This is a genomic window from Streptomyces sp. NPDC007856, assembly GCF_042868225.1.
GTDB lineage: Bacteria > Actinomycetota > Actinomycetes > Streptomycetales > Streptomycetaceae > Streptomyces.
In genome coordinates, this window is record NZ_JBIAEC010000008.1 from 49,709 (window position 1) to 72,336 (window position 22,628).

The window sequence follows — 22,628 nt, forward strand, 5'->3', positions numbered from 1 at the left end:
CTCTCTGTTGTCTTGCGGACGCGTGTCCTGCGGACGAGACCTGCCATGCGACCGGGCCGCCCCGCCGGACGCCAGGTGGACGGCCGGCTCGGGACGGGCCGCGTCGAGCCGAGGGACACGGGCACTCCCGGAGGGACCAACGCCGTTCATCGCCTCTCGGTGACGGAAAGGGGACCGGCAGGTTGCGGCACGGTGGCCAGCGGCGAGCGCGCACAGGCCGACGGCACCGGCTTGCGCTCCTTGAGCGGCACCACCGGAGGCAGACCCGTCCCGCCCAGCACCACATGCCGTACGACCCGCTCGGCGGCGCGTCCGTCGTCGTACGGGCAGAAGCGCTGCCGGAACGCCGCTCGCAGCTGGGCCGAGCGCGAGCCGCGCCAGCGTCCGGTCGCGAAGATGTCGATCAGCTCGTCCTCGCTGCGCGCGACCGCGCCCGGCGGGAAGGCACGCAGGTCGAAGTAGGTACCGCGGGCCGCCTGGTATGCCTCCCAGTCGCCGGTGTGGACCACGATCGGCCGGTCCAGGTTGGCGTAGTCGAACATGATCGACGAGTAGTCGGTGACCAGCACGTCCGAGGCCAGACACAGCGACTCCACGCTCGCGCGGTCACCGACGTCGATGATCCGGCCGCCCGTGCCCAGGGGGCCGCCGCCGTGCACGGGGTGGGGCCGGGCCAGGATCACGAAGCGCGGGCCGAGGCGGCGCACGATCCGCTCCAGGTCCAGCAGCGGGCGCTGGGTGCGCAGATGGTCGCGGAAGGTCGGCGCGTACAGGATCGCCACCGCGTTCTCCGGGATGCCCAGCGACTCGCGCAGCCGGGTCACGTCCGCGGAGGTCGCCCGCTGGAAGACGTCGTTGCGCGGGGCGCCGTACTCCAGCGTGGTGTAGCGGCCCGGGAAGACCCGCTCCCAGGTCAGGGTCGAGTGCCGGTTGCCGGACAGGACGAGGTCCCACTGGTCGACGCCCCGCAGCAGTTCGGCGAAGTCGGTGTCGCGGGCCGCCGCGGGGCGCTCCTGGAGGTCCAGGCCCATGTGCTTGAGCGGGGTGCCCTGCCGGGTCTGGACCAGGATCTGCCCGGGCCGCTTGCGCAGGTCCGGGTCCAGTACGTCGTCGGTGACCAGGTACCTGGCGCGGGCCAGCGCCGTCCAGTAGGCGGCGCTGCCGGGCCGCAGCCGGCGCGGGCCGGGCGGGACCGCGTGCTGGTGCTCGGGGCGGGCGATCCAGGCGGTGCGGATGTGCGGGGCGTGGGTGCGGAAGGCCTCCTCCAGGGCGCCGGGGTCGCCGCCGTGGCCCCGGCCGGCCCCGGAGGTGAACACCGCCCGGTCGGTGCGGACGGGCAGCCACAGCTGGATCCGGTAGTGCAGCCGCAGCACTCCGGTCCGCACGGCGCGGACCAGCTTCACCACCGCCTTGGACATGCGCCGGCGCGCCGCAGAGACCAGCCGGAACGCGCGGAAGGTGCGGTGCAGACCGAAGCGGACCAGGACGTTGCGCCGCCGCATCCGGGTGCCGGGGACCCGGTAGCGGCGGTAGTGGGCGCGGGCCCGGCGCAGGAACTCGCCGTGGCTGCCGCGCGGCAGCCGGTCCGGCATGGCGAACACCGTGGCGTAGTGGTCGATCATGCGGCGGAACAGGTCCGGCCGCCACCGCGCCAGTTCGGGATGGGCCTCGACATACGCGAACACCCGGTCGTACTGCTCGAAGAGATCGAAGTGCTCACGGCTGGTGGTGCCGAGGATGTTGCCCTGCCGGCGCTGCCGGTAGTGCACGCACACCCGGTCCAGGGTGGCGATCGACTCCGCCGCCATCAGCACCGGGAAGGTCCAGGGGGTGTCCTCGTAGTAGCCCGGCGGGAAGGTGAAACCGTGGCCGGCCACGAACTCCCGCCGGCACGCCTTGTTCCAGGCCACCATCAGCACCCGGAGCAGCCCCGGCCGGTCCTCCAGGCGGAACGGCGCCGGGCCCTGCTCGGTGAGCGGGGCGGACAGCTGGTTGCGCACCGCCCGGCCGTCCCAGTAGGTGCGCGCGTAGTCGTACACCAGGACGTCGGGCTCGCCGGACTCCTTGATCCGGTCGGCCATCGAGCGCAGCGCGTCCGGGGTGAGGGTGTCGTCGCTGTCCAGGAAGACCAGGTAGTCACCGGTCGCCTCGGCCAGCCCGGCGTTCCGGGCCCGCCCGAGCCCCTGGTTCTCGGCCAGGTGCACGGGCCGCACGCGCGCGTCGCGGGCCGCGTACTCGTCGATGATCGCCCCGCAGGCGTCCGGTGAGCAGTCGTCCACGGCGATCAGTTCCAGATCGGGATACGACTGCGAGAGCACCGAGTCCAGGCACTCGGAGAGATACGCCTGGACCTTGTACGCGGGGACAATGACACTGAACCTGGGCAAGGGGCATCCATGGGTCGTCGGTCGGCGCGGGGGTTCTGACCGGAAACGGCCGATGGTGTGAATTGGTTACGGTTCATGCGGCATGTGGGGGACGGTGGGTGAACGCAAGAAGGCGGGCCCGGGAAGGCCCGCCCTCGTCGCAGCCGGTGACCGTGGCTACTTGACCGCGCCCGCCATCACCCCGGACACGAACTGCCGTTGGAACGCGAAGAACACGGCCAGCGGGATCACCATGGAGATGAACGCGCCGGGTGCCAGCACGTCGATGTTGTTGCCGAACTGCCGTACCTGCGTCTGCAGCGCGACCGTGATCGGCTGGGTGCCCGACTTGGTGAACACCAGCGCGACCAGCATGTCGTTCCACACCCACAGGAACTGGAAGATGGCGAGGCTGGCGATCGCCGGCCCGCCGAGCGGCATCACCACCCGGGCGAACAGCCGCAGTTCACCGGCGCCGTCCAGGCGGGCCGCCTCCAGCAGCTCGCGCGGGATCTCCGCGAAGAAGTTCCGCAGCAGGAACACCGCGAACGGCAGTCCGAAGCCGGTGTGGAACAGGATCACCCCGAGGATCGTCCCGAACAGGCCGATCCTGCCGAACAGTTCGGCGATCGGGATCAGCGCCACCTGCACCGGCACCACCAGCAGGCTCACCACTCCCAGGAACCACCAGTCCCGGCCCGGGAACTCCATCCACGCGAACGCGTAGCCCGCGAGGGAGCCGACCACGACGACCAGCAGTGTCGCCGGGACCGTGATCAGCACGGTGTTCCACAGGGAGTGGGTGATGTCGCCGTTCTCCAGCAGCTTGCGGTAGCTGTCGAAGGTCAGCTGGGACGGCTTGGTGAACACCTTCCACCAGCCGCTCGCGCTCATGTCCTCGGGCGCGCGCAGCGAGGAGATGAGCAGACCGAACGTCGGCACCAGCCAGAACAGGCCCACGACGATCAGGAACACCCGGACCAGGCCGCCGCTCAGCCTCTCGGCGATCTTCGAGCCGAGGGACCGCCGCGCCTTCACCGTCCGGACGGGCCCGACCTTCCCGATGCTTCCGGCGCTCGCCGTCATCGCCGCACCTCCCGCCTCAGCCGACGGATGTTGAACGCCATCACCGGGACCACCAGCACCAGCAGCAGCACCGCGATCGCGCTCGCGACGCCCGGCTGGTTCTCCGCGAAGCCCTTGCGGTACAGCTCCAGGGCGAGCACGTCGGCGTCGTCCTGGGAGGAGCCCGGCGCGATGATGTAGACGAGGTCGAACACCTTCAGCACGTTGATCATCAGAGTGACGGTGACGACCGCGAGGACCGGCGCGAGCAGCGGCACGGTGACCCTGCGGAACACCTGCCACTCGTTGGCGCCGTCCACCCGCGCCGCCTCCAGCAGCTCCCGGGGCACGCCCGCGAGCCCGGCCGCGATCAGCACCATCGCGAAGCCCGCCCACATCCACACGTACGCCCCGATGATCGCCGGGGTGACCAGCGCCGGGCCGAGCCACTCGACGCCGTTGTACGGCTCCTTGAAGTTGCTCGCCGGGAGCCGCAGCCGGGCCCCGTCGGCCGAGGCGGGCAGGGTGAAGGTGCCGTCGCCGGCGGCCTTGGCGGAGGCGACCACCTTGCCGTCCTTCACCGCCTCGATCCGCATCCCGGCATAGCCCAGCTCGGACGGGTCGGGCGCGCCGAGCCGGCCGACACCCTTGCCGCGCGTGAAGTCCTGCCAGGTGGTGCCGGTGATCCTCCCCGGCTCGGACCTGGCGGCCACGGCCTTCTTCGCGCTGTCCGGCATCTGGTCCGGGGCGACGCCGACGAGGGGGAGGGCGACCGCCTGCCCGGCGTGGACGGTGGCCTTGGTGATGAAGCCGCCGTTCTGCGCGACCAGCGGCGACTCGCGGCCCGGGTGGGCCTTCGGGAACGCCGACGACTGCGCGAAGGTGTCGTGGACGCCCACCCACACCGCGTTCGCGACGCCCTTGTGCGGATCCTGGTCGTACACCAGCCGGAAGATGATCCCGGCCGCCAGCATCGAGATCGCCATCGGCATGAAGACGACCAGCTTGAACGCCGTACCCCAGCGCAGCCGTTCGGTCAGCACCGCGAAGACCAGACCGAGCGCGGTGGAGACCGTGGGTGCGAACACCACCCAGATGACGTTGTTCTTCAGTGCGGTCCGGATGCCGTCGTCGGTGAAGAGCGTCCTGTAGTTGTCGACGCCGGTGAAACCGTCGCCGGAGGCGTTGTAGAAGCTGCGGATGACCGAGTACCCGATCGGGTAGACCACGAGCGCGCCGAGCAGCACCAGGGCGGGCAGCAGAAACAGGGCTGCCACCGTCCTGCGGGTGCCGGTCACGCTCCTACGACCGCGGGGCGCGGCGGGACCCGGTGGGGCCCCCGCCGCCGTTGCCGCCGACGCCATGGCCGGATCAGCTCCCGCTTCCGTACGCGGCCGCCGCGTCCTTCTCCAGCTTCGCCTGGGTGCCCGCCACGTCCGCCGGGTTCTTCAGGAAGTCCTGCAGGTCCTTCCACTCACCCTTGCCCGGAGTGCCGCCGAAGGCCTGCGGGGCCTGGTCGGACATGTCGAAGCGGAAGTCGTCGCCGGACGCGATCAGCGCCTTGGCGATCTTCTGTTGCACCGCGTTCGGGTACGCCGAGATCGGCACGTTCTTGTTCGGCGAGAGGAAACCGCCGAGCTTCGCCTCGATCGTCGCCGCGTCCGGGGAGGCGAGGAAGGTGACCAGGGCCTGGGTTGCCTTGGAGTCCTTCAGGACCACCGCCGCGTCACCGCCGGAGACCACCGGCGCGGTGGAGCCGACCGCCGGGAACGGGAACACCTTCGCGTCCGTGCCCACCTTCGCCTTGGTCTCACCGATGTTGACCTGCACGAAGTCGCCCTCGTAGACCATCGCGGACTTGGGCTGGTCGCCGCCGGTGAAGGTCTGGGTGACCGAGGCCGGGAACTCCGTCTGCAGCGCGCCGTCCTGGCCGCCCGCGAGATAGTCCTTCTTGCCCCAGATCTGCGCCAGCGTCGTCAGCGCCTGCTTCACCGACGGATCGGTCCACTTGATCTTGTGCTGGGCGAGCTGGTCGTACTTCTCCGGGCCCGCCTGGGACAGATACACGTTCTCGAACCAGTCCGTCAGTGGCCAGCCGTCCGCGCCGGCCACGGAGAACGGCGTGACACCGGAGTCGTACACCGCCTGCGCGGCGCCCAGCAAGTCCTTCCAGGTCTTCGGCTCCTTGGCGTTCGCGCTCTCGAAGACCTTGGCGTTGTACCAGATCAGCGACTTGTTGGCGGCCTTGTAGTACATGCCGTACTGCTTGCCGCCGACCTTGCCGATGTCCTGCCAGCCCTGGGAGTAGTTCTTCTGCAGCTCCTTCAGGGCGTCCGGCCCGAGCGGCTTGGCCCATCCACGCTGCACGGCCTGCTTGATGGCGCCGGGCTGCGGCAGCATGGCCACGTCCGGCGGCTGACCACCAGCGATCTTCGAACCGACGAAGTTGATGATCGGGTCCTGGGCGGGCACGAAGGTCACCTTCGCGCCGGTGCGCTTCTCGAACTCGGCCAGGACCTGCTTGAAGTTCTTCTGCTCCTGACCGGTCCAGACGGCGGCGATCTCCAGGTTCGTGCCGTTCAGCTTCGGCAGGGTGACGGTGGAGCCGGTGACCCCGCCGGTCTTCCCGCCGCTGCCCGTGTCGCCGTTGTCCTTGCTGCTGGAGCAGGCGCCGAGGGCGAGGGCTCCCGTGAGCAGAGCGGCGAGTGCGGTGACGGTCCTCTTTGTCCGGATGGTGCTGCTGCTGTGGGTGCGCATCACTTCCCCGTTCGTCGTTCCTCGTTGAACGTCGTCGAGCGTGTCCCGTGCGGTCCGGTCTACGCGGGCCGCTCAGGGGCGGCAAGAGCGCCTGCCGTGTCGAGCGGCGCATCGTGACCGGCTCGTGACCGGGGGTGTATGCGTCCTTCCTGGGTACAACAGTGTCTCCGGCTACAGCAGGGACGGCACCTCCGCCGCCGACACCTCCCGGGCCGCCCGCTGCACCGCGCTCGCCAGGAGGGCCAGGTCGGTCGGGCCGTTGCCCAGCTCCCGTACGGGCCGGCGGGCCGGGGGGTCGCCCATGCGCTGCCAGTCCAGCGGGACCACCGTGGGCCGCTGGGTCGCGGTACGCGGGATACGGCCCGTCACCCGGCCGCCCTGGAAACCGACGACCCGCCCGTCCGCGTACGCCAGCCGCCCACGTCCCGGCGCCGGTTCGTCCGGCCCCGGCTGCGGAGCGTCCAGCACGACCCGCAGGGCGGCCCGCCGAGCGGGCTCGGTCTCCGCCGTACGGCCGCCGGTCCCGGCAGCCGCCACCAGATGCACCCCGAGCCGCTCGCCCTCCCGGGCCACCGCCTCCAGCGCGCGCATCACCGAACCGGCGGCGGGCCGGCCCGGCGAGCCGAGCGGGGGCGAGACCAGCGCGTCCAGGTCGTCCACGACGAGCACGAGCCGCGGCAACGGCGGCGCCGCCCCGTCCCGCTGCCGCGCGGCCCCGCCCGGCCGCAGCCGCAGGGTGGAGCTGGGCGGCGCCTCTATGTCACCGCCGGCGGGGGCCGGCGCGCGCTGGGCGACGATGCGGCCGGACACCGCACGTCCCGCATGCCACTGCGCGAAGTCCGTCCGCCCCAGCAGCTCCGCCCGCCGCTTCAGCTCGGCCGCCAGCGACTGGGCGAACTCCCGCATGCGCACGGGGTCGTTGGCGACGAGGTGGGTGGTGACATGCGGTATGTCGGTGCATCCGCGCAGTCCCTCACCGTGCGCGGGGCTGGTCCCGACCCCGTCCCGGCCGTCGATCAGCACGAGGCCCAGCCGGTCCGGCCGCTCGGCGGCGGCCAGCGAGGCCACCACGGCCCGCAGCAACTCCGTACGACCGCTGCCGGCCGGCCCCTCGACCAGCAGATGCGGTCCGTCGGCCACCAGGTCGGCGGTGAGCGGCCCGCGCGGCCCGGCACCGAGTATGGCCCGCGCCCGGCCGCCCAGCGCCTGGGTGTCGTCGGCCGCGTCGGCCCAGCGCGCCATCAGCGACGCCGGGGTCGCCCTGGCCAGCCCCAACTCGTCCAGCAGCCGCGCCGACTGCGGCAGGGGCGCCGCCACGCGCGTGTCCCGCTCGCCGGCCGGGCCGTCCGGCCGCAGCGGCGCCAGCGCCCGGGCGAACCGCTCCGCCCAGGCGACGGACACGGCGTCCACGGCGGCGAGCGTTCCCGGTCCGACGGGTCCGCCCGGCGCCACCCGCAGCAGGCGCAGGGCGGTCGCGACATCCCCGCTGAGCAGCGCCACGGCACCGCAGTGCCGGAACGTCGGCGTCACCGCGCACGCGGCCTCGTACGTGCGCGTCACGGGGGAGGCGGTCGAGGCGGGCTCGGTCTCGGCGAGACAGACCACGTGGATCCCGGCCCGCGGCCCGGCCACGGCCAGCCGCGCGACCGCGTCCCGCAGCGCGCTGCCGCCGGGGTCTCCGTCCACGACGACGACGGTGTAGGGCCCGGCGAAACCACTGTTCGCGCCGACCTCGGCGTCCTCCTTGGCCCATGAGGGGCGGCGGACGAGGGCCGAGGGGGTGGCCGACGGGCGGGTGCCGGTGTGAGGAGGGGAGGTGGGGCCGGGCGCGTGATCGCCGGTCCGGCCGGGGGCGAGTCCCGGCGACGGGGCGCCGGCAGTGCCGGGGGTGGCCCACTCGGCGGGGGCGCGGTCGGCCGGGACCTGCGCGGGAGGGCCGAAGGCCTCGGCGGGGGCGCCGGGGTGGCCGGGGACGAGGCCCTGGGCTTGTGTGCCCGGGGTGAGGGTGGCGCCGCGGTCGCTCGTGGCCCCGCCCGCTTCCGTCGCGGTGCGGGTGGGGTGGGCCGCGGTTCGGCCGGTCGCGGCGTGGTCGTCGACCCGGCGCAGGAGCTCCTCCGTGCGGGCCGCCGCCTGCTCGCGGTCGTAGGCCAGCAGCAGCCGGCAGTCCTGGCCGTGCCCCGGCCGCACATGCGGGAGCCAGCCCAGCCAGGACCACTCGGCCGTGCGCTCCTCCACGGGGCGCGAGCGGTCGGCGCTGATCAGCACGATCTCCAGCAGGTCGGGCGAGTGCAGCGCGGCCAGCTGCGCCAGCACCGCGCGGGTCAGCCCGGACAGCCGGGGGCGCGGACCGGCCAGGCCCAGCGCGCCCGCCTCGCGCAGCGCCGCCGTCACGGGCACCGCGGGCACAGGGCCGGAGCCGTCCGGCGCGCTCCGGTCCGCCGTGCCGAGCCGCACGGTCAGCGTCTCCGGATGACCGGGCCCGCGCTCCCACAGCCGGGACCCGGGACCGAGTGCCGCCAGCAGCAGTGCGGCCGGATCCGGCCAGGTCTCGGGCTGCTGCGGCGCGGTGGCCGCCGGGCCGGTGACGGCACGGGTGTCGGTGCCGGCGTAGGCCTCGGGACCGGTGGACTGCTCACCACGCGTACCGGCCAGCCGGCGCGCCCAGGCGCCGAGGCCACGCCGGCGTGCGCCCTGCGCGGCATCGATGCCGCGGAGGGGAGTGGCCTTGCGCCCGCTGTCCAGCGGCTCCCCGTCCGCCTCCCCGACTCCGAAGCGCCCCGCGTGCGTGTCTCCGCCGGAAGCGGCACCGGACGCGTTCTCGATCCGGGGCGCCCCGCTCTGCCCCGGCACCACGGCCGACCCCCGCCGATGCTCCTGGCCCCCACTGCCCGAGGTCCCCCAGCCACCCGAGCCGTAGCTGTGCTGCCCGATCCCGGAGGCGCCTTCGGCACTTACGGACGTCGGTCCGCTCACACCACTGTCACCGGCAGTCGCCGAGGGCGCGTCACCCCCACCGGGGCCACCCGCACCCGGCAACGCGTCCCGGACGACCCGAAGGCACCCCTCACCGTCGGCGACCGTCCGTGCTCCCGGTCCCCCGGACGGAGCAACCCGAAGCGCCGACTCCCCGATCCGCAGCAAGCCCCCGGCAGGGACCCGCACCGGACGCTCGCTCACCGGCACCCCGTCCAGCGTCGTGCCGTTCGTGGAGCCGAGGTCGGCGACCGACACGCGCCCGTCCGCGCCGACCGTGACCGCGCAGTGCAGCCGGGACACGTCGGGGTCGTCCAGCGGCACGTCCGCGTCGGCCGAGCGGCCCACCGTTATCCGGCCGCCGTGCAGGAGATGGACCCCGCCCGCGTCCGGGCCCGCGACGACATGCAGCTGGGTCGGCGCGTCGTCGAGTTCGGGATGCGGCTCGGCGGCCGCCGGGGCTCCCAGGGACAGCACCGCGCCGTCGACCAGCGGAGGCTCGCCGAGGGTGCGGCGGCGGGGGTCGAGCCGCTCGGTGCCGGCGTACAGCACCGGCGCGCCGCCGGTGTCGCGGCCCTCCCCGGTGACCGCGCCGGCCAGCGCCGACGCGACCGCGGCCAGGTCCGTGCCCGTGGGCGCCGTGACCAGCACGTCGCGGCTCGCGGCGCGGCCCCGCTGCGGGGGCGGGCCCAGCGGGTCTACGACGGTCAGCCGGATCTGCATCGGCGTCAGCGGTCCCTTCTGCGCGGGTCTGCGCGGGACGGACTTCCCCCCACCCCACACGAGCACGTCGGCCAGTACTGGAAGGCATCCTCGCACCTGCCACTGACAACGCGCCCGGGACCCGGCACCAAGTGATCTTGATTGGTCGGCTCTGCCCCCAAAAGTGCCTGACCAGTGGCGCACGGGCGATCACTTGAGATCGGTCACGTCCGGCTTCGGCAACCAGGAGACCGGGAAGCGCGTCTTTCCGTCGACACGTGGTGCCGACGAGGGCGGCACTACAGTGGTCCGGAGCAACCGGAACGACAACCGGAACGCAGGCAAGCAAGCATCAGCAAGCAGCAGGGAGCGCGTGACGTGCGGCCAGTCGGCAGCAAGTACCTGCTTGAGGAGCCGCTCGGACGCGGCGCCACAGGCACCGTCTGGCGTGCCCGCCAGCGCGAGACCGCGGGCGCCGAGGCGGCCGTGCCCGGGCAGCCCGGCGAGACGGTCGCGATCAAGGTCCTGAAGGAAGAGCTGGCGAGCGACCCGGACATCGTGATGCGTTTCCTGCGCGAGCGCTCCGTCCTGCTCCGCCTCACCCACCCGAACATCGTCCGGGTCCGCGACCTGGTCGTCGAGGGCGATCTGCTCGCCCTGGTGATGGACCTCGTCGACGGCCCCGACCTGCACCGCTACCTGCGCGAGAACGGCCCCCTCACACCGGTCGCCGCCGCGCTGATGACCGCGCAGATCGCCGACGCGCTCGCCGCGAGCCACGCCGACGGAGTCGTCCACCGCGACCTGAAGCCCGCCAACGTGCTGCTCATGCAGGCCGGCGGCCAGATGCACCCGATGCTGACCGACTTCGGCATCGCCCGCCTCGCCGACTCCCCGGGCCTGACCCGCACCCAGGAGTTCGTCGGCACGCCCGCGTACGTGGCGCCGGAGTCCGCCGAGGGCCGCCCGCAGACCTCCGCCGTGGACATCTACGGCGCCGGCATCCTGCTGTACGAGCTGGTCACCGGCCGCCCGCCGTTCGCCGGCAGCACCGCGCTGGAGGTGCTGCACCAGCACCTGAGCGCCGAGCCGCGCCGCCCCTCCACCGTCCCGGACCCGCTGTGGACGGTCATAGAGCGCTGCCTGCGCAAGAACCCCGACGAACGGCCCAGTGCCGAGAACCTGGCGCGCGGCCTCAGGGTCGTCGCCGAGGGCATCGGCGTGCACGCGAACGCGGCGCAGATCGCCGCCGCCGAGGGCGTGGGCGCGCTGCTCGCACCCGACCCGGCCCCGACCGCCGTCCCGGGCGTGCCCGGCGCCGCCGACCCCACCCAGGTGCTGCCGAACACCGGCCCTCAGGGCGCGTACGACCCCAACGCCGCGACCAGCGTGCTGCCGCACACCGGCGGCCCCGTCGGCGCCGCCGACCCCACCGCCGTACTGCCGAGCACGGGCGCGGCGGACCCGACGGCGGTGCTGCCGAACACCGGCCCGCAGGGGCAGCAGCCCGAGCAGCCGCACCCCTGGCAGACCCAGCTGCGCGCCGCCCGCGACCGCAACGAGCAGACGCAGATCCAGTACCTGTCCCCGGAGGACGACCCGCTGCACCACCGGCCCCAGCGGCAGGTGGCCCGTCCTCAGCAGCCGCCGCGGCAGGCCCCGCAGGCACGCCCGCAGCAGCCGCGTGGCCGGCAGCAGGGGTACCAGCAGGGGTACGGCTATGCGCCGCAGCAACAGCCCCAGCAGTACGCCCCGCCGCAGGCGCCGCAGCGGTACGCGCCGCCCGCGCCGGAGCCGCAGCGGCCCGCGCGCGAGCCCCGGGCGCCCCGGCAGCGCAGCGCCAACCCGATGAAGATCCCGGGGCTCGGCTGTCTGAAGGGCTGCCTGTTCACGATCGTCATCCTGGTCGTGGCGAGCTGGATGATCTATGAGCTGACCCCGGTGCACACCTGGATCGGCCAGGGCCGGAGCTACTGGCACGAAGTGAGCCACTGGGTCGGCCAGGTGAGCAAGTGGGCCAAGGATCTCGGCGGTTCCTCAGGCGGCGGCAACTGACCGTACGCACGCGTGGCGGCCGATCGCGCGAACTCCCGGTGAACGACCGCGAGTTTGCGGATTTGTCGACACCTGGCGGGTGATTTCCGTCTCCGCGGTGAAGGTTGGCTCCTCGGACGCGTAGTTTTGTCGGCAACACGCGTCTGGTAGGAGCAGTCTTGGCACGGAAGATCGGCAGCCGGTACACCGCGAACCAGATCCTCGGGCGGGGCAGCGCCGGCACGGTGTGGCTGGGCGAGGGGCCGGAGGGTCCCGTCGCGATCAAGCTGCTGCGCGAGGACCTCGCCTCCGACCAGGAGCTCGTCGGACGCTTCGTCCAGGAGCGCACCGCGCTGCTCGGCCTGGAGCACCCGCACATCGTCACCGTGCGCGACCTGGTGGTCGACGGCAACGACCTGGCCCTGGTGATGGACCTCGTGCGCGGCACCGACCTGCGCACCCGGCTGGAGCGCGAGCGCCGGCTCGCCCCCGAGGCGGCCGTGGCGATCGTCGCCGACATCGCCGACGCGCTGGCGGCGGCCCACGCGGCCGGGGTCGTCCACCGGGACGTCAAGCCCGAGAACGTCCTCCTCGACATGCAGGGCCCGCTGGGTCCCGGCGGCTCCCACCCCGCCCTGCTGACGGACTTCGGCGTCGCCAAGCTGATCGACTCGCCGAAGCGGACCCGGGCCACGAAGATCATCGGCACGCCGGACTATCTGGCCCCGGAGATCGTCGAGGGCCTGCCGCCGCGCGCGTCCGTGGACATCTACGCCCTGGCGACGGTCCTGTACGAGCTGCTCGCGGGCTTCACCCCGTTCGGCGGAGGCCACCCCGGCGCGGTCCTGCGCCGACATGTCACCGAGACCGTCGTACCGCTGCCCGGTATCCCGGAGGAGCTGTGGCAGCTGATCGTGCAGTGCCTGGCCAAGGCGCCCGCGTCCCGGCTGCGCGCCTCCGAGCTGGCGGCCCGGCTGCGGGAGCAGCTGCCGACGCTGGCCGGACTGCCGCCGCTGGACGTGGACGAGCCGGAGCTCTCCGAGGGCGCGGCGGAGGAGGAGCCGGGGCCGGCGCCTGCGCATGGTGAGCCGGCGCGACGGCGGGGCGCGGTGTCGCTGGTGCCGGGCGCCAAGCCGGACTCCAACCGGGACACGCACACCTCGATGCGGGTGCCGGGGCCGGACGAGCTCGCGGGCGGCGCGCACGGGACCGCCCGCGTCCCCCGGGCCAGCGGTGCGCCCCGGCCGGGATCGGCCCGGCACAGGGCCGCGGTGCGGCGGCGCCGGGTGACTCTGGGAGTGGCCGGAGTGGTCCTGGCCGCCGTCGTGGGCGTCGGCGCGTGGCTGGCGTCCGCCGACGGGGACTCGGACACCCCGCAGAACACCCACAGCACGTCGACGCCGTGACCCACCCAGGGGGGGGCGACCGCGGTACCGGGTGCAGCCCGGCCGAGGTCGGTTGCCACAGCCGTTACGCTTGAAGGCGTGGCAGTCGTCGATGTATCCGAAGAGCTGAAGTCCCTCTCCTCGACCATGGAGTCGATCGAGGCCGTCCTGGACCTCGACAAGCTGAGGGCAGACATCGCCGTGCTCGAGGAGCAGGCGGCCGCGCCGTCCCTCTGGGACAACCCGGACGAGGCGCAGAAGATCACCAGCAAGCTCTCCCACCTCCAGGCCGAGGTCAGGAAGGCGGAGGCGTTGCGCGGCCGGATCGACGATCTCGCCGTCCTCTTCGAGATGGCCGAGGAGGAGGACGACCCCGACACCCGCGCCGAGGCCGAGTCCGAGCTGACCGCGGTGCGCAAGGCGCTGGACGAGATGGAGGTCCGGACGCTGCTCAGCGGTGAGTACGACTCCCGTGAGGCGCTCGTCAACATCCGCGCCGAGGCCGGTGGTGTCGACGCCGCCGACTTCGCCGAGCGGCTCCAGCGCATGTACCTGCGCTGGGCCGAGCAGCGCGGCTACAAGACGGAGCTCATCGAGACGTCGTACGCCGAAGAGGCCGGCATCAAGTCGACCACCTTCGCCGTCCAGGCGCCGTACGCCTACGGCACCCTCTCCGTCGAGCAGGGCACGCACCGCCTCGTGCGCATCTCGCCCTTCGACAACCAGGGCCGCCGCCAGACGTCCTTCGCCGGTGTGGAGGTGCTGCCCGTCGTCGAGCAGTCCGACCACGTCGAGATCGACGAGAGCGACCTCCGGATCGACGTGTACCGCTCCTCCGGTCCCGGCGGCCAGGGCGTGAACACCACCGACTCCGCGGTCCGCATCACCCACCTCCCCACCGGCATCGTCGTCTCCTGTCAGAACGAGCGGTCGCAGATCCAGAACAAGGCGACGGCGATGAACGTCCTCCAGGCCAAGCTGCTGGAGCGCCGCCGGCAGGAGGAGCAGGCCAAGATGGACGCCCTCAAGGGCGACGGCGGCAACTCCTGGGGCAACCAGATGCGTTCCTACGTGCTGCACCCGTACCAGATGGTCAAGGACCTGAGGACGGAGCACGAAGTGGGCAACCCCGAGGCCGTGTTCAACGGTGAGATCGATGGGTTCCTGGAGGCCGGTATTCGCTGGCGCAAGCAGCAGGAGAAGTAGCTTTGTCGACATCACAACTGCCGCCCAGGAGGCGGCAGTTGTCTTTTGTCTGGGTTTTACATCACACTCACAGGCTTCAACTCGCTACAAACGCCCCCCGATGGGACATCACGCCCGCAACGGCCTTGACGTTGCTTTGAAAAATCGGAAGGGTGAAGTGCGGCATGCGTACTCAGGGGGCGCATGTGAACCGGGGGAATGAGTTGACGCGGACTTCGTCGCCGGCTGCCTCCCGTCGATCACGGCAACGCCCCATGCGCGCCTCATTGACGAACAGCTACTGGGGGTAGCAACCATATGACGAAGAAGACGCGGATCCGGGTCGCGCGGATAGCCGCCGGCGCCGTGATCGCGGCCGGTGCGTCACTGACCGCGGCCGGCGCGGCCTCCGCCCTGGACCTCAATGTCCAGGCGGGCCCGATCAGCCTGGGCGCGCACACGAACGGCGAGGGCGACGGCGGCACCGACGGCGGTGCCGGGGGCTGCGACCTCGGCGTCTGCACCACGACCGGCGGCACCACCACCGGCGGTACCACGACCGGCGGAACCGCGACTGGTGGCACCACCACCGGTGGTACCACGACTGGTGGCACCACCACCGGCGGCGACGCCACCGGCGGTGACACCACCGGCGGTGACACCACCGCCACCGGCGGCGACAACGGCACCGGCGGTGACGTCACCATCGGCGGCGTCATCGGCGGCGGCGACACCAACGGTGGTAACACGAACGGTGGCGACAACGGCACGGGTGGCGGTAACGGCACCGGCGGCACCTCCACCACGGGTGGCGGCAGCACGGGTGGCGGTAACGGCACCGGCGGCACCTCCACCACGGGTGGCGGCAGCACGGGCGGTGGCAGCAGCACCGGCGGTTCCGGCACCACGGGTGGCGGCAACTCCGGCGGCTCCTCCAGCGCGGGCGGCAGCAGCACCGGTGGCTCCTCCAGCACCGGCGGCAACAACGACACCCCGCAGGGCGGCGGCAACGACAACGCCTCGCAGGAGGAGGGGTCCTCGACCCTCACCGACACCGGCTCCGACACCCAGGCGCAGGGCGGCGACAAGCAGCTCGCCGAGACCGGTGCCGGCCAGACCGCGTTCCTGGTCATCGGCGCCGCGACGATGATCGCCGGCGGGATCGGCTTCCGCGTCCTGCCGCGTCTGGTCAACGGCCGGGGCGGCGCGGCCGCCTGAGCGTAGCCGTACGGTCACGCAGCGCGCGCGATACGCACACCGAAGGGCCCGGAGCCTGACGCTCCGGGCCCTGACGGGTTTCTGAGGCTTTTCTCACGCGGTCGTTCTGATGACGCGGCGTCTTACGCGGTCTGATGCGCCAGCAGCGCCACCGCGGCGATCAGCACCGCCAACAGGGCGATCAGCGCCATCGGGTTCACCCCGCTGAGGAAACCCTCCTGCTGCAGCCGCTCGCGGTTGGCCCGGCACACCGGGCACCGGCCCTCGCTCACGGGCGCCGCGCAGTTCGCGCACACCAACCGGTCGTACGTCATGCGCTCGCCCTCCTCGCACCGGCCATCACTCGTACAACGCTCACGGGAACCAGAACGTTCCCCCCTCCACTGTGCCAGGTTCCCGACGAGCTTGCGCGGGGCCTCGGAGAGCCGAGAGAGAGCAGCTGTCGGTACAAAAACGTACAAGCCTTACCCAACCTCGACCTGCGACTGCACTTGCGCACCCGGTTCGCGTATGGTCACGCTCATCTACCCCCGGCGACCCGTGGTGCATCCGTGATCCGATTCGACAATGTCTCCAAGGTCTACCCCAAGCAGACCCGCCCCGCGCTCAGGGATGTCTCCCTGGAGGTGGAGAAGGGCGAGTTCGTGTTCCTCGTGGGGTCCTCCGGCTCCGGAAAGTCCACCTTCCTGCGGCTGGTCCTCCGCGAGGAGCGGTGCAGCCACGGACAGGTGCACGTGCTGGGCAAGGACCTCGCGCGCCTCTCCAACTGGAAGGTGCCCCAGATGCGCCGCCAGCTGGGGACGGTGTTCCAGGACTTCCGGCTCCTGCCGAACAAGACCGTCGCGGAGAACGTGGCCTTCGCCCAGGAGGTCATCGGCAAGTCCCGCGGCGAGATCCGCAAATCCGTGCCGCAGGTGCTCGATCTCGTCGGGCTCGGCGGCAAGGAGGACCGGATGCCCGGTGAGCTCTCCGGTGGTGAGCAGCAGCGCGTGGCCATCGCGCGGGCCTTCGTCAACCGGCCCAAGCTGCTGATCGCCGACGAGCCCACCGGCAACCTCGACCCGCAGACCTCCGTCGGCATCATGAAGCTGCTCGACCGCATCAACCGGACGGGCACCACGGTCATCATGGCGACGCACGATCAGAACATCGTGGACCAGATGCGCAAGCGCGTCATCGAGCTGGAGAAGGGCCGCCTCGTCCGCGACCAGGCCCGCGGCGTCTACGGCTACCAGCACTAAGCAAGTTCACGACGGAAAGGCTCGACAAGACGCCATGCGCGCCCAGTTCGTCCTGTCGGAGATCGGTGTCGGTCTCCGCCGCAATCTGACGATGACCTTCGCCGTCATCGTCTCCGTCGCCCTGTCCCTGGCGCTCTTCGGCGGCTCGCTGCTGATGAGCGACCAGGTGAGCACCATGAAGGGCTACTGGTACGACAAGGTCAACGTCTCGATCTTCCTGTGCAACAAGCACGACGCCGACTCGGACGTCAACTGCGCCAAGGGCGCGGTGACCGAGGACCAGAAGAAGCAGATCCTCTCGGACCTGCAGAAGATGCCGGTCGTCGAGAAGGTGGCGTACGAGTCGCAGGACGAGGCGTACAAGCACTACAAGGAGCAGTTCGGCAACTCCCCGCTCGCCAGTTCGCTCACGCCGGACCAGATGCAGGAGTCGTACCGGATCAAGCTCAAGGACCCGCAGAAGTACCAGGTGATCGCGTCCGCCTTCAACGGGCGCGCCGGTGTGCAGTCCGTGCAGGACCAGAAGGGCATCCTGGACAACCTCTTCCAGCTGCTGAACCTGATGAACCGGGGCGCGCTCGGCGTGATGGCGATGATGCTGATCGTCGCGCTGCTGCTGATCGTCAACACCGTGCGCGTGTCGGCGTTCAGCCGTCGGCGCGAAACCGGGATCATGCGCCTGGTCGGTGCCTCGGGCTTCTACATCCAGGCGCCGTTCATCGCCGAGGCCGCGGTCGCCGGCCTCATCGGCGGCGGCCTCGCCTGTGTGGCCCTGGTGGTCGGCCGGTACTTCACCATCGACCACGGCATGGACCTCGCCCACAAGCTGACTCTCATCAACTTCGTGGGGTGGGACGCGGTGTTGACCAAGCTGCCGTTGATCCTCGCAACGAGCGTTCTCATGCCGTCACTTGCCGCGTTCTTCGCGTTGCGCAAGTACCTGAAGGTGTGACGCATGCCAAGAGGGTCGTACGGGCATCCGCCCGTACGGCCCTTCGCGTTGTCCTAGACTCACCGCCATGTCGGGCCGAGGACTCACCGCAACGTCAGGCCGAGACCTGTTCGGTCAGCCCCGCCGCGTCAGCCGCGGGGCCGCCCTGACCCTGGTCTTCGCCGGCGTCCTGGTCACCGGCGCCGCCACCGGTTCCTTCCCGGAGCCCGACGCCACCGCGCGCAGATCCGTCGCCGGGCCGGCGCCCACGGCCACCGGGCACGAGGACGTGCAGAAGGCCGCCGCCGAGGCGATGGCCGACGGCAAGTCCCCGATGGAGGCCGCCGAGCGGGCCGTCAGCCGCAGCGGGGACCGCTGGGGCGCGGTGTACTCGGAGGGCCAGTACCAGGAGTTCCAGGAGGCCCTCGACGGCCGCTACACCGGCGTCGGCCTGTGGGCGCGGCGCGAGCGGGACGGCCGGATCGAGGTGACCAGGGTGCAGCCCGGCTCGCCGGCCGCGGCGGCCGGGATCCGCAAGGGGGACCGGCTGCGCAGCGTCGACGGCAGCAAGGTCGACGGGCAGCCGGTCACCGAGGTCGTCTCCTTACTGCGCGGCGACGCCGACGACGCGGCCGCGGGCACGCCCGTCACCCTGGGCCTGCAGCGCGGCACGCGCGCGTGGACCGAGACATTGCACCGGGCCAGCCTGTCCACCGACTCGGTGACCGTGCGCCGACTGCCCGGCGGGGTCACCGTCATCAGGATCGCCGCGTTCACCAAGGGCTCCGGCGCCGCCGTCCGCGCCGCGGTGCGGCAGGCCCCGGCCGACGACGGGATCGTCCTCGACCTGCGCGGCAACTCCGGCGGCCTGGTCACCGAGGCGGTCGACACCGCCTCCGCCTTCCTCGACGGCGGCCTGGTCGCCACCTACGACGTCAAGGGCGCCCAGCGCTCGCTGCACGCCGCGCCCGGCGGCGACACCGCCCGGCCCCTGGTCACCCTGGTCGACGGCGGCACGATGAGCGCGGCCGAGATGCTCACCGGCGCCCTGCAGGACCGGGGCCGCGCGGTGGTGATCGGCTCGCGCACCTTCGGCAAGGGCTCCATCCAGATGCCGACGACGCTCCCCGACGGCTCGGTGGCCGAGCTCACCGTCGGCCACTACCGCACCCCGTCCGGCCACGCGGTCGACGGCCGGGGCATCACCCCCGACCTGGACGGGGGCCCGCAGGCCCTGACCCGGGCCGAGACGGTGCTCACCGGCCTGGGCGACGCCTCGTAGCCACTCGTAATCGGCTGTACGCACACCCCCTGTGTGGTGCCAAAATGGTCGGCACTATGGCTAAGGAAAAAGGGCGCAAGCTGATCGCGCAGAACAAGAAGGCGCGGCACGACTACCACATCCTCGACACCTACGAGGCCGGACTGGTCCTCATGGGCACCGAGGTGAAGTCGCTGCGCCAGGGCCGGGCCTCGCTGGTCGACGGCTTCGTGCAACTGGACGGTCACGAGGCGTGGCTGCACAACGTGCACGTCCCCGAGTACAGCCAGGGCACCTGGACCAACCACAGCGCCCGCCGCAAGCGCAAGCTGCTGCTGCACCGCGAGGAGATCGACAAGCTGGAGTCCAAGTCCCAGGAGACGGGTCACACGATCGTGCCCCTCGCCCTGTACTTCAAGGACGGCCGGGCCAAGATCGAGATCGCGCTGGCGAAGGGCAAGAAGGAGTACGACAAGCGCCAGACCCTGCGTGAGAAGCAGGACCGGCGCGAGGCGGACCGGGCGATGGCGGCGGTACGCCGGAAGCAGCGGGGCTAGTCCCCCGGGCGAGGGGAATACGCTGGCATCGACCTGCGTTGTTCCCGTACGATGGCACCAACACCGGACGGGGACGCCCGGTGTGCACATTGAGAAATCAACATGGGGATGATCGGTTTCGACAGCGGCTGTCGAAGCAGGGGAAGCGTGTCGAGGAAGCGGCCATGATCTCGTAAACCACAGGCCGAAAAAAATAATCGCCAACACCAAGCGCGATTCCTTCGCCCTCGCTGCCTAAGTAGCGACTTGCGAAGTGTCAGCCCGGGGCTGTTCCCGACCCGGATCCTGGCATCAGCTAGGGAACTAAACCTTGATCCCGGTCACGGGGTGAAGAGGGAAACCAAACAGTGACTGAGCCCGTCGGCGACTTGTTCGCGTGATCGCCGGGGCCGAGAAAAGCGAAGCGAACTGCACACGGAGAAGCCCTGATTCCGCACCGTTGGACGCGGGTTCGATTCCCGCCATCTCCACGACGCCCCTCCGGGGGCACCCCATGTGGGCAACGGCCCCGTCGCTTTCGAGCGGCGGGGCCGTTGTCATTCCGGCGGCACCCCGCCCGCGCGGGTGAGCGAAGCCAACCCGAGGGCAACAGCCGCGCCGGCCGCCGGTACGGCGTACGCGGCCGTGGGGGAGAGGCGCTCCGACGCCCAGCCCCCCGCCGCCGAGCCGCAGGCGATGCCCGCCAGCAGCCCCGTCACCATCAGGCTCATGCCCTCGTTCAGCCGGTCGGCCGGGGTACGCCGCTGGACCAGCGTCATCGCCGTCACCATGGTCGGCGCCGTCGCCATCCCCGCCACCAGCAGCGCACCCGCCAGCACCCACAGCGAACCGGCGACCCCGGCGGCAGCCCACGGCAGCGTCATCAGCACGGCCATCCCCGCCAGGCAGTGCCCCAGCCGCACTCCCGTCGGCTTCAGCGCGCCGTACCCCAGGCCCGCCGCGCACGACCCCGCCGCCTGCAACGCGAGCACCGCGCCGGCCGCCGTACGGTGACCCTGCGCGTCGGCGTACGCGATGGTGACGACCTCCATCGAGCCGAACACCGACCCGGTCGCGGTGAAGCAGGCCAGCAGCGGCGGGATGCCCGGGCTGCGCAGCGGCGAGGGTGCCTCGGAGCGGGCCCGCGGCGGCGGCTCGGTGGCCCGCTGGGCGGTGAACAGCAGCATGCCGGTGAGCAGCAGCACCGCGCCGGCCAGCGTGCCCGCCTCCGGGAAGAAGGCGCCGGTGAGGAAGGAGGCCAGCACCGGGCCGAGCATGAAGCACAGCTCGTCGGCGGCCTGTTCGAAGGAGTTCGCGGTGTGCAGCGCGCCGGGGTCGTCGCGCAGCAGATGGGCCCAGCGGGCGCGGGACAGGCCGCCGATGTTCGGGGTGGCCGCGGTGAGGGCGTAGGCGGCGAACAGGGTCCAGTCCGGGGCGTCGTAGCGCACGCACAGCAGCAGGGCCAGGCTGCCGAGCACGGAGACGAGCGTGGCCGGTACCGCGATCCTGGCCTGCCCTCGGCGGTCGACGAGCCGGGCGATCCAGGGCCCGGCCAGCGCGGTCGCCGCGAGGCCGGTCGCGGTGACGGCACCGGCCAGGGCGTACGAGCCCCGCGAGCCGGCGATCATCACGACGGCGCTCACGCTGAACATGCCCATGGGCAGCCGGGCGAGAAGGTTGCCGGTGGTGAAGGCGCGGGCGCCGGGGAGCGAGAGGAGGCGGCGGTAGCCGCTGGTGGTGGATATGACCGAGGACATGGGTCCACCCTCGCCGTGAGTGGATCACCCGGTCCAACACCTTCTCGGTGCCGATTCACGCACCTGCGTTGTAAGTTCACGGACATGCCCGTCCCCGCCGACATGGAGCCCCGTCTGCTGCGCGCCTTCGTCGCCGTGGCCGAGGAACTGCACTTCACCCGCGCCGCGGCCCGCCTGTACGTCGCCCAGCAGGCGCTGAGCCGGGATGTGCGGCGGCTTGAGCGGGAGTTGGGCGCCGAGCTGTTCGTGCGGACGACCCGGCAGGTGACACTGACCCCGGACGGCGAACGGCTGCTCCCGCATGCCCGGCGGGTGCTCGCCGCCCAGGACGACCTGCTCGCCGCCTTCGCCTCCGGCCGGTCCCGCCCGCTGCTGGTGGACCTCAACTCGCCGGGCCTGGCCACCGGCCGCCGCGTGCTGCACCGGGCCCGCGAGCTCGCCCCCGACTGCGAGCTGATGGCACGCTACGAGAGCGGCCTGACCCGGGCCGCCGCCGAAGTGCTGGCCGGCCGGCTGGACGCCTCCTTCGGCCGTTTCGCCGGCCTCGACCCGGCGCTGCGCTCCGGCCTCGGACAGCAGCCCGTCCGCTACGAGCCGATGGCCGTCGTACTGCCCGAGGACCATCCGCTGGCCGCCCGCGCCGAGGTGCCGCTGGCCGCGCTGGCCGGCGAGACCGTGTACGCCGGCGCCGGGAACCCGCGCACCCTGGAGTGGACCGACCTGGCGACCCGGCTCTTCGAGGGGCGCGGCATCCGGCTCGCCGCGCCGCTGCCGCTGGCCGTCGGGGACGAGGAGTTCGAGCGGATCATGGCCAAGAACCGGCATCCGGTACTGGCTGTCGTGGATTTTCCAGCGCTGCCCCGCACGGTGCGCCGGCCGCTCGTCGATCCCGTCCCGCTGTCGCCGGTCTCCCTGGTGTGGCGGAAGGGGCTGGTCCATCCCGGGCTGGACGCGCTGCGCCGGGCGGCGGCCGAACTCGCGGCGGCGGAGGGGTGGCTGCGGCGGCCGGCCGGCGGGTGGATTCCGGCCACTGATGAGGGCGTGATGAGGGCGTGACCAGCGGCTGGAAGTGATGCCTGGCCGTCACCGGTGCAGCACGTGCGCTACATTCATGGCCCGAGCGCTGAGTGGTATTTGGGGGCGCTCGAACCAGGGTGGGGGCGTGTTTCGGTCGACGGCGCTCGGGCCGTCAGCGCACCCGGAACTGTCCCGTGGGG

At 72.1% G+C, this 22,628-nt stretch carries 16 protein-coding genes and 1 other RNA gene; 10 read left to right on the top strand and 7 right to left on the bottom strand.

Annotation, left to right across the window (positions count from 1 at the left end):
* Positions 1–146: 146 nt before the first annotated feature.
* From ACFYOH_RS20160 to ACFYOH_RS20180, 5 genes are all read right to left on the bottom strand, one after another.
* Positions 147–2,387 (bottom strand): CDP-glycerol glycerophosphotransferase family protein, encoded by a 2,241-nt coding sequence (locus ACFYOH_RS20160; RefSeq protein ID WP_388627287.1) that lies wholly within the window; start codon positions 2,385–2,387, stop codon positions 147–149.
* Positions 2,388–2,543: 156 nt separating this feature from the next.
* On the bottom strand, positions 2,544–3,452 hold the full coding sequence (locus ACFYOH_RS20165; RefSeq protein ID WP_388627289.1) for a carbohydrate ABC transporter permease: 909 nt from the start codon (positions 3,450–3,452) through the stop codon (positions 2,544–2,546).
* Positions 3,449–4,795, bottom strand: a complete 1,347-nt coding sequence (locus tag ACFYOH_RS20170; protein WP_388627291.1) for a carbohydrate ABC transporter permease — start codon at positions 4,793–4,795, stop codon at positions 3,449–3,451. The genes ACFYOH_RS20165 and ACFYOH_RS20170 overlap by 4 nt, the downstream gene beginning before the upstream one ends.
* 7 nt (positions 4,796–4,802) lie before the next feature.
* Positions 4,803–6,188 (bottom strand): ABC transporter substrate-binding protein, encoded by a 1,386-nt coding sequence (locus ACFYOH_RS20175; protein WP_388627293.1) that lies wholly within the window; start codon positions 6,186–6,188, stop codon positions 4,803–4,805.
* Positions 6,189–6,359: 171 nt separating this feature from the next.
* Entirely contained in the window at positions 6,360–9,884 is a 3,525-nt protein-coding gene (locus ACFYOH_RS20180; protein WP_388627295.1) for an FHA domain-containing protein, read from the bottom strand.
* A gap of 357 nt (positions 9,885–10,241) precedes the next feature.
* Here ACFYOH_RS20180 and ACFYOH_RS20185 point away from each other — a divergent pair, with 357 nt between their 5' ends.
* From ACFYOH_RS20185 to ACFYOH_RS20200, 4 genes are all read left to right on the top strand, one after another.
* A complete protein-coding gene (locus ACFYOH_RS20185; RefSeq protein ID WP_388627296.1) occupies positions 10,242–11,918 on the top strand; it encodes a protein kinase in 1,677 nt (558 codons plus the stop codon).
* 158 nt (positions 11,919–12,076) lie between these two features.
* The gene (locus tag ACFYOH_RS20190) at positions 12,077–13,303 is read left to right on the top strand and encodes a serine/threonine-protein kinase (RefSeq protein WP_388627297.1); all 1,227 of its coding nucleotides are present in this window, start codon (positions 12,077–12,079) and stop codon (positions 13,301–13,303) included.
* Between the two features lie 78 nt (positions 13,304–13,381).
* A complete protein-coding gene (prfB, locus tag ACFYOH_RS20195; RefSeq protein ID WP_388627299.1) occupies positions 13,382–14,488 on the top strand; it encodes a peptide chain release factor 2 in 1,107 nt (368 codons plus the stop codon).
* A 297-nt stretch (positions 14,489–14,785) separates the two neighbouring features.
* Complete coding sequence (locus ACFYOH_RS20200) at positions 14,786–15,685, top strand: hypothetical protein (protein ID WP_388627301.1); 900 nt, start codon at positions 14,786–14,788, stop codon at positions 15,683–15,685.
* 122 nt (positions 15,686–15,807) lie between these two features.
* On the opposite strand, the gene ACFYOH_RS20205 is transcribed toward ACFYOH_RS20200, so the two are convergent.
* Positions 15,808–15,999: a hypothetical protein gene (locus ACFYOH_RS20205; RefSeq protein WP_388627303.1), complete on the bottom strand. Its 192-nt coding sequence runs from the start codon at positions 15,997–15,999 to the stop codon at positions 15,808–15,810.
* A 237-nt stretch (positions 16,000–16,236) separates the two neighbouring features.
* On the opposite strand from ACFYOH_RS20205, the gene ftsE reads away from it, so the two are divergent.
* The 5 genes from ftsE (at position 16,237) to ssrA (ending at position 20,148) form a co-directional block, all read left to right on the top strand.
* Complete coding sequence (ftsE, locus tag ACFYOH_RS20210) at positions 16,237–16,926, top strand: cell division ATP-binding protein FtsE (protein ID WP_031159396.1); 690 nt, start codon at positions 16,237–16,239, stop codon at positions 16,924–16,926.
* Between the two features lie 34 nt (positions 16,927–16,960).
* Positions 16,961–17,878, top strand: coding sequence for a permease-like cell division protein FtsX (gene ftsX, locus ACFYOH_RS20215; protein WP_388627305.1), 918 nt, complete (start codon positions 16,961–16,963; stop codon positions 17,876–17,878).
* Between the two features lie 67 nt (positions 17,879–17,945).
* Positions 17,946–19,139, top strand: a complete 1,194-nt coding sequence (locus tag ACFYOH_RS20220) for a S41 family peptidase (protein ID WP_388627307.1) — start codon at positions 17,946–17,948, stop codon at positions 19,137–19,139.
* A 56-nt stretch (positions 19,140–19,195) separates the two neighbouring features.
* Positions 19,196–19,675 (top strand): SsrA-binding protein SmpB, encoded by a 480-nt coding sequence (gene smpB / locus ACFYOH_RS20225; protein WP_388627309.1) that lies wholly within the window; start codon positions 19,196–19,198, stop codon positions 19,673–19,675.
* Positions 19,676–19,779: 104 nt separating this feature from the next.
* Positions 19,780–20,148, top strand: a transfer-messenger RNA (tmRNA) gene (gene ssrA, locus ACFYOH_RS20230).
* Between the two features lie 63 nt (positions 20,149–20,211).
* Here the strand turns inward: ssrA and ACFYOH_RS20235 are convergent.
* A complete protein-coding gene (locus ACFYOH_RS20235; RefSeq protein WP_388627310.1) occupies positions 20,212–21,411 on the bottom strand; it encodes an MFS transporter in 1,200 nt (399 codons plus the stop codon).
* 84 nt (positions 21,412–21,495) lie between these two features.
* Here ACFYOH_RS20235 and ACFYOH_RS20240 point away from each other — a divergent pair, with 84 nt between their 5' ends.
* Positions 21,496–22,467 carry a LysR family transcriptional regulator gene (locus tag ACFYOH_RS20240; protein ID WP_388627312.1) on the top strand — a complete coding sequence of 324 codons (972 nt, stop codon included), beginning with the start codon at positions 21,496–21,498 and terminating at the stop codon, positions 22,465–22,467.
* The last annotated feature ends 161 nt before the right edge of the window (positions 22,468–22,628 follow it).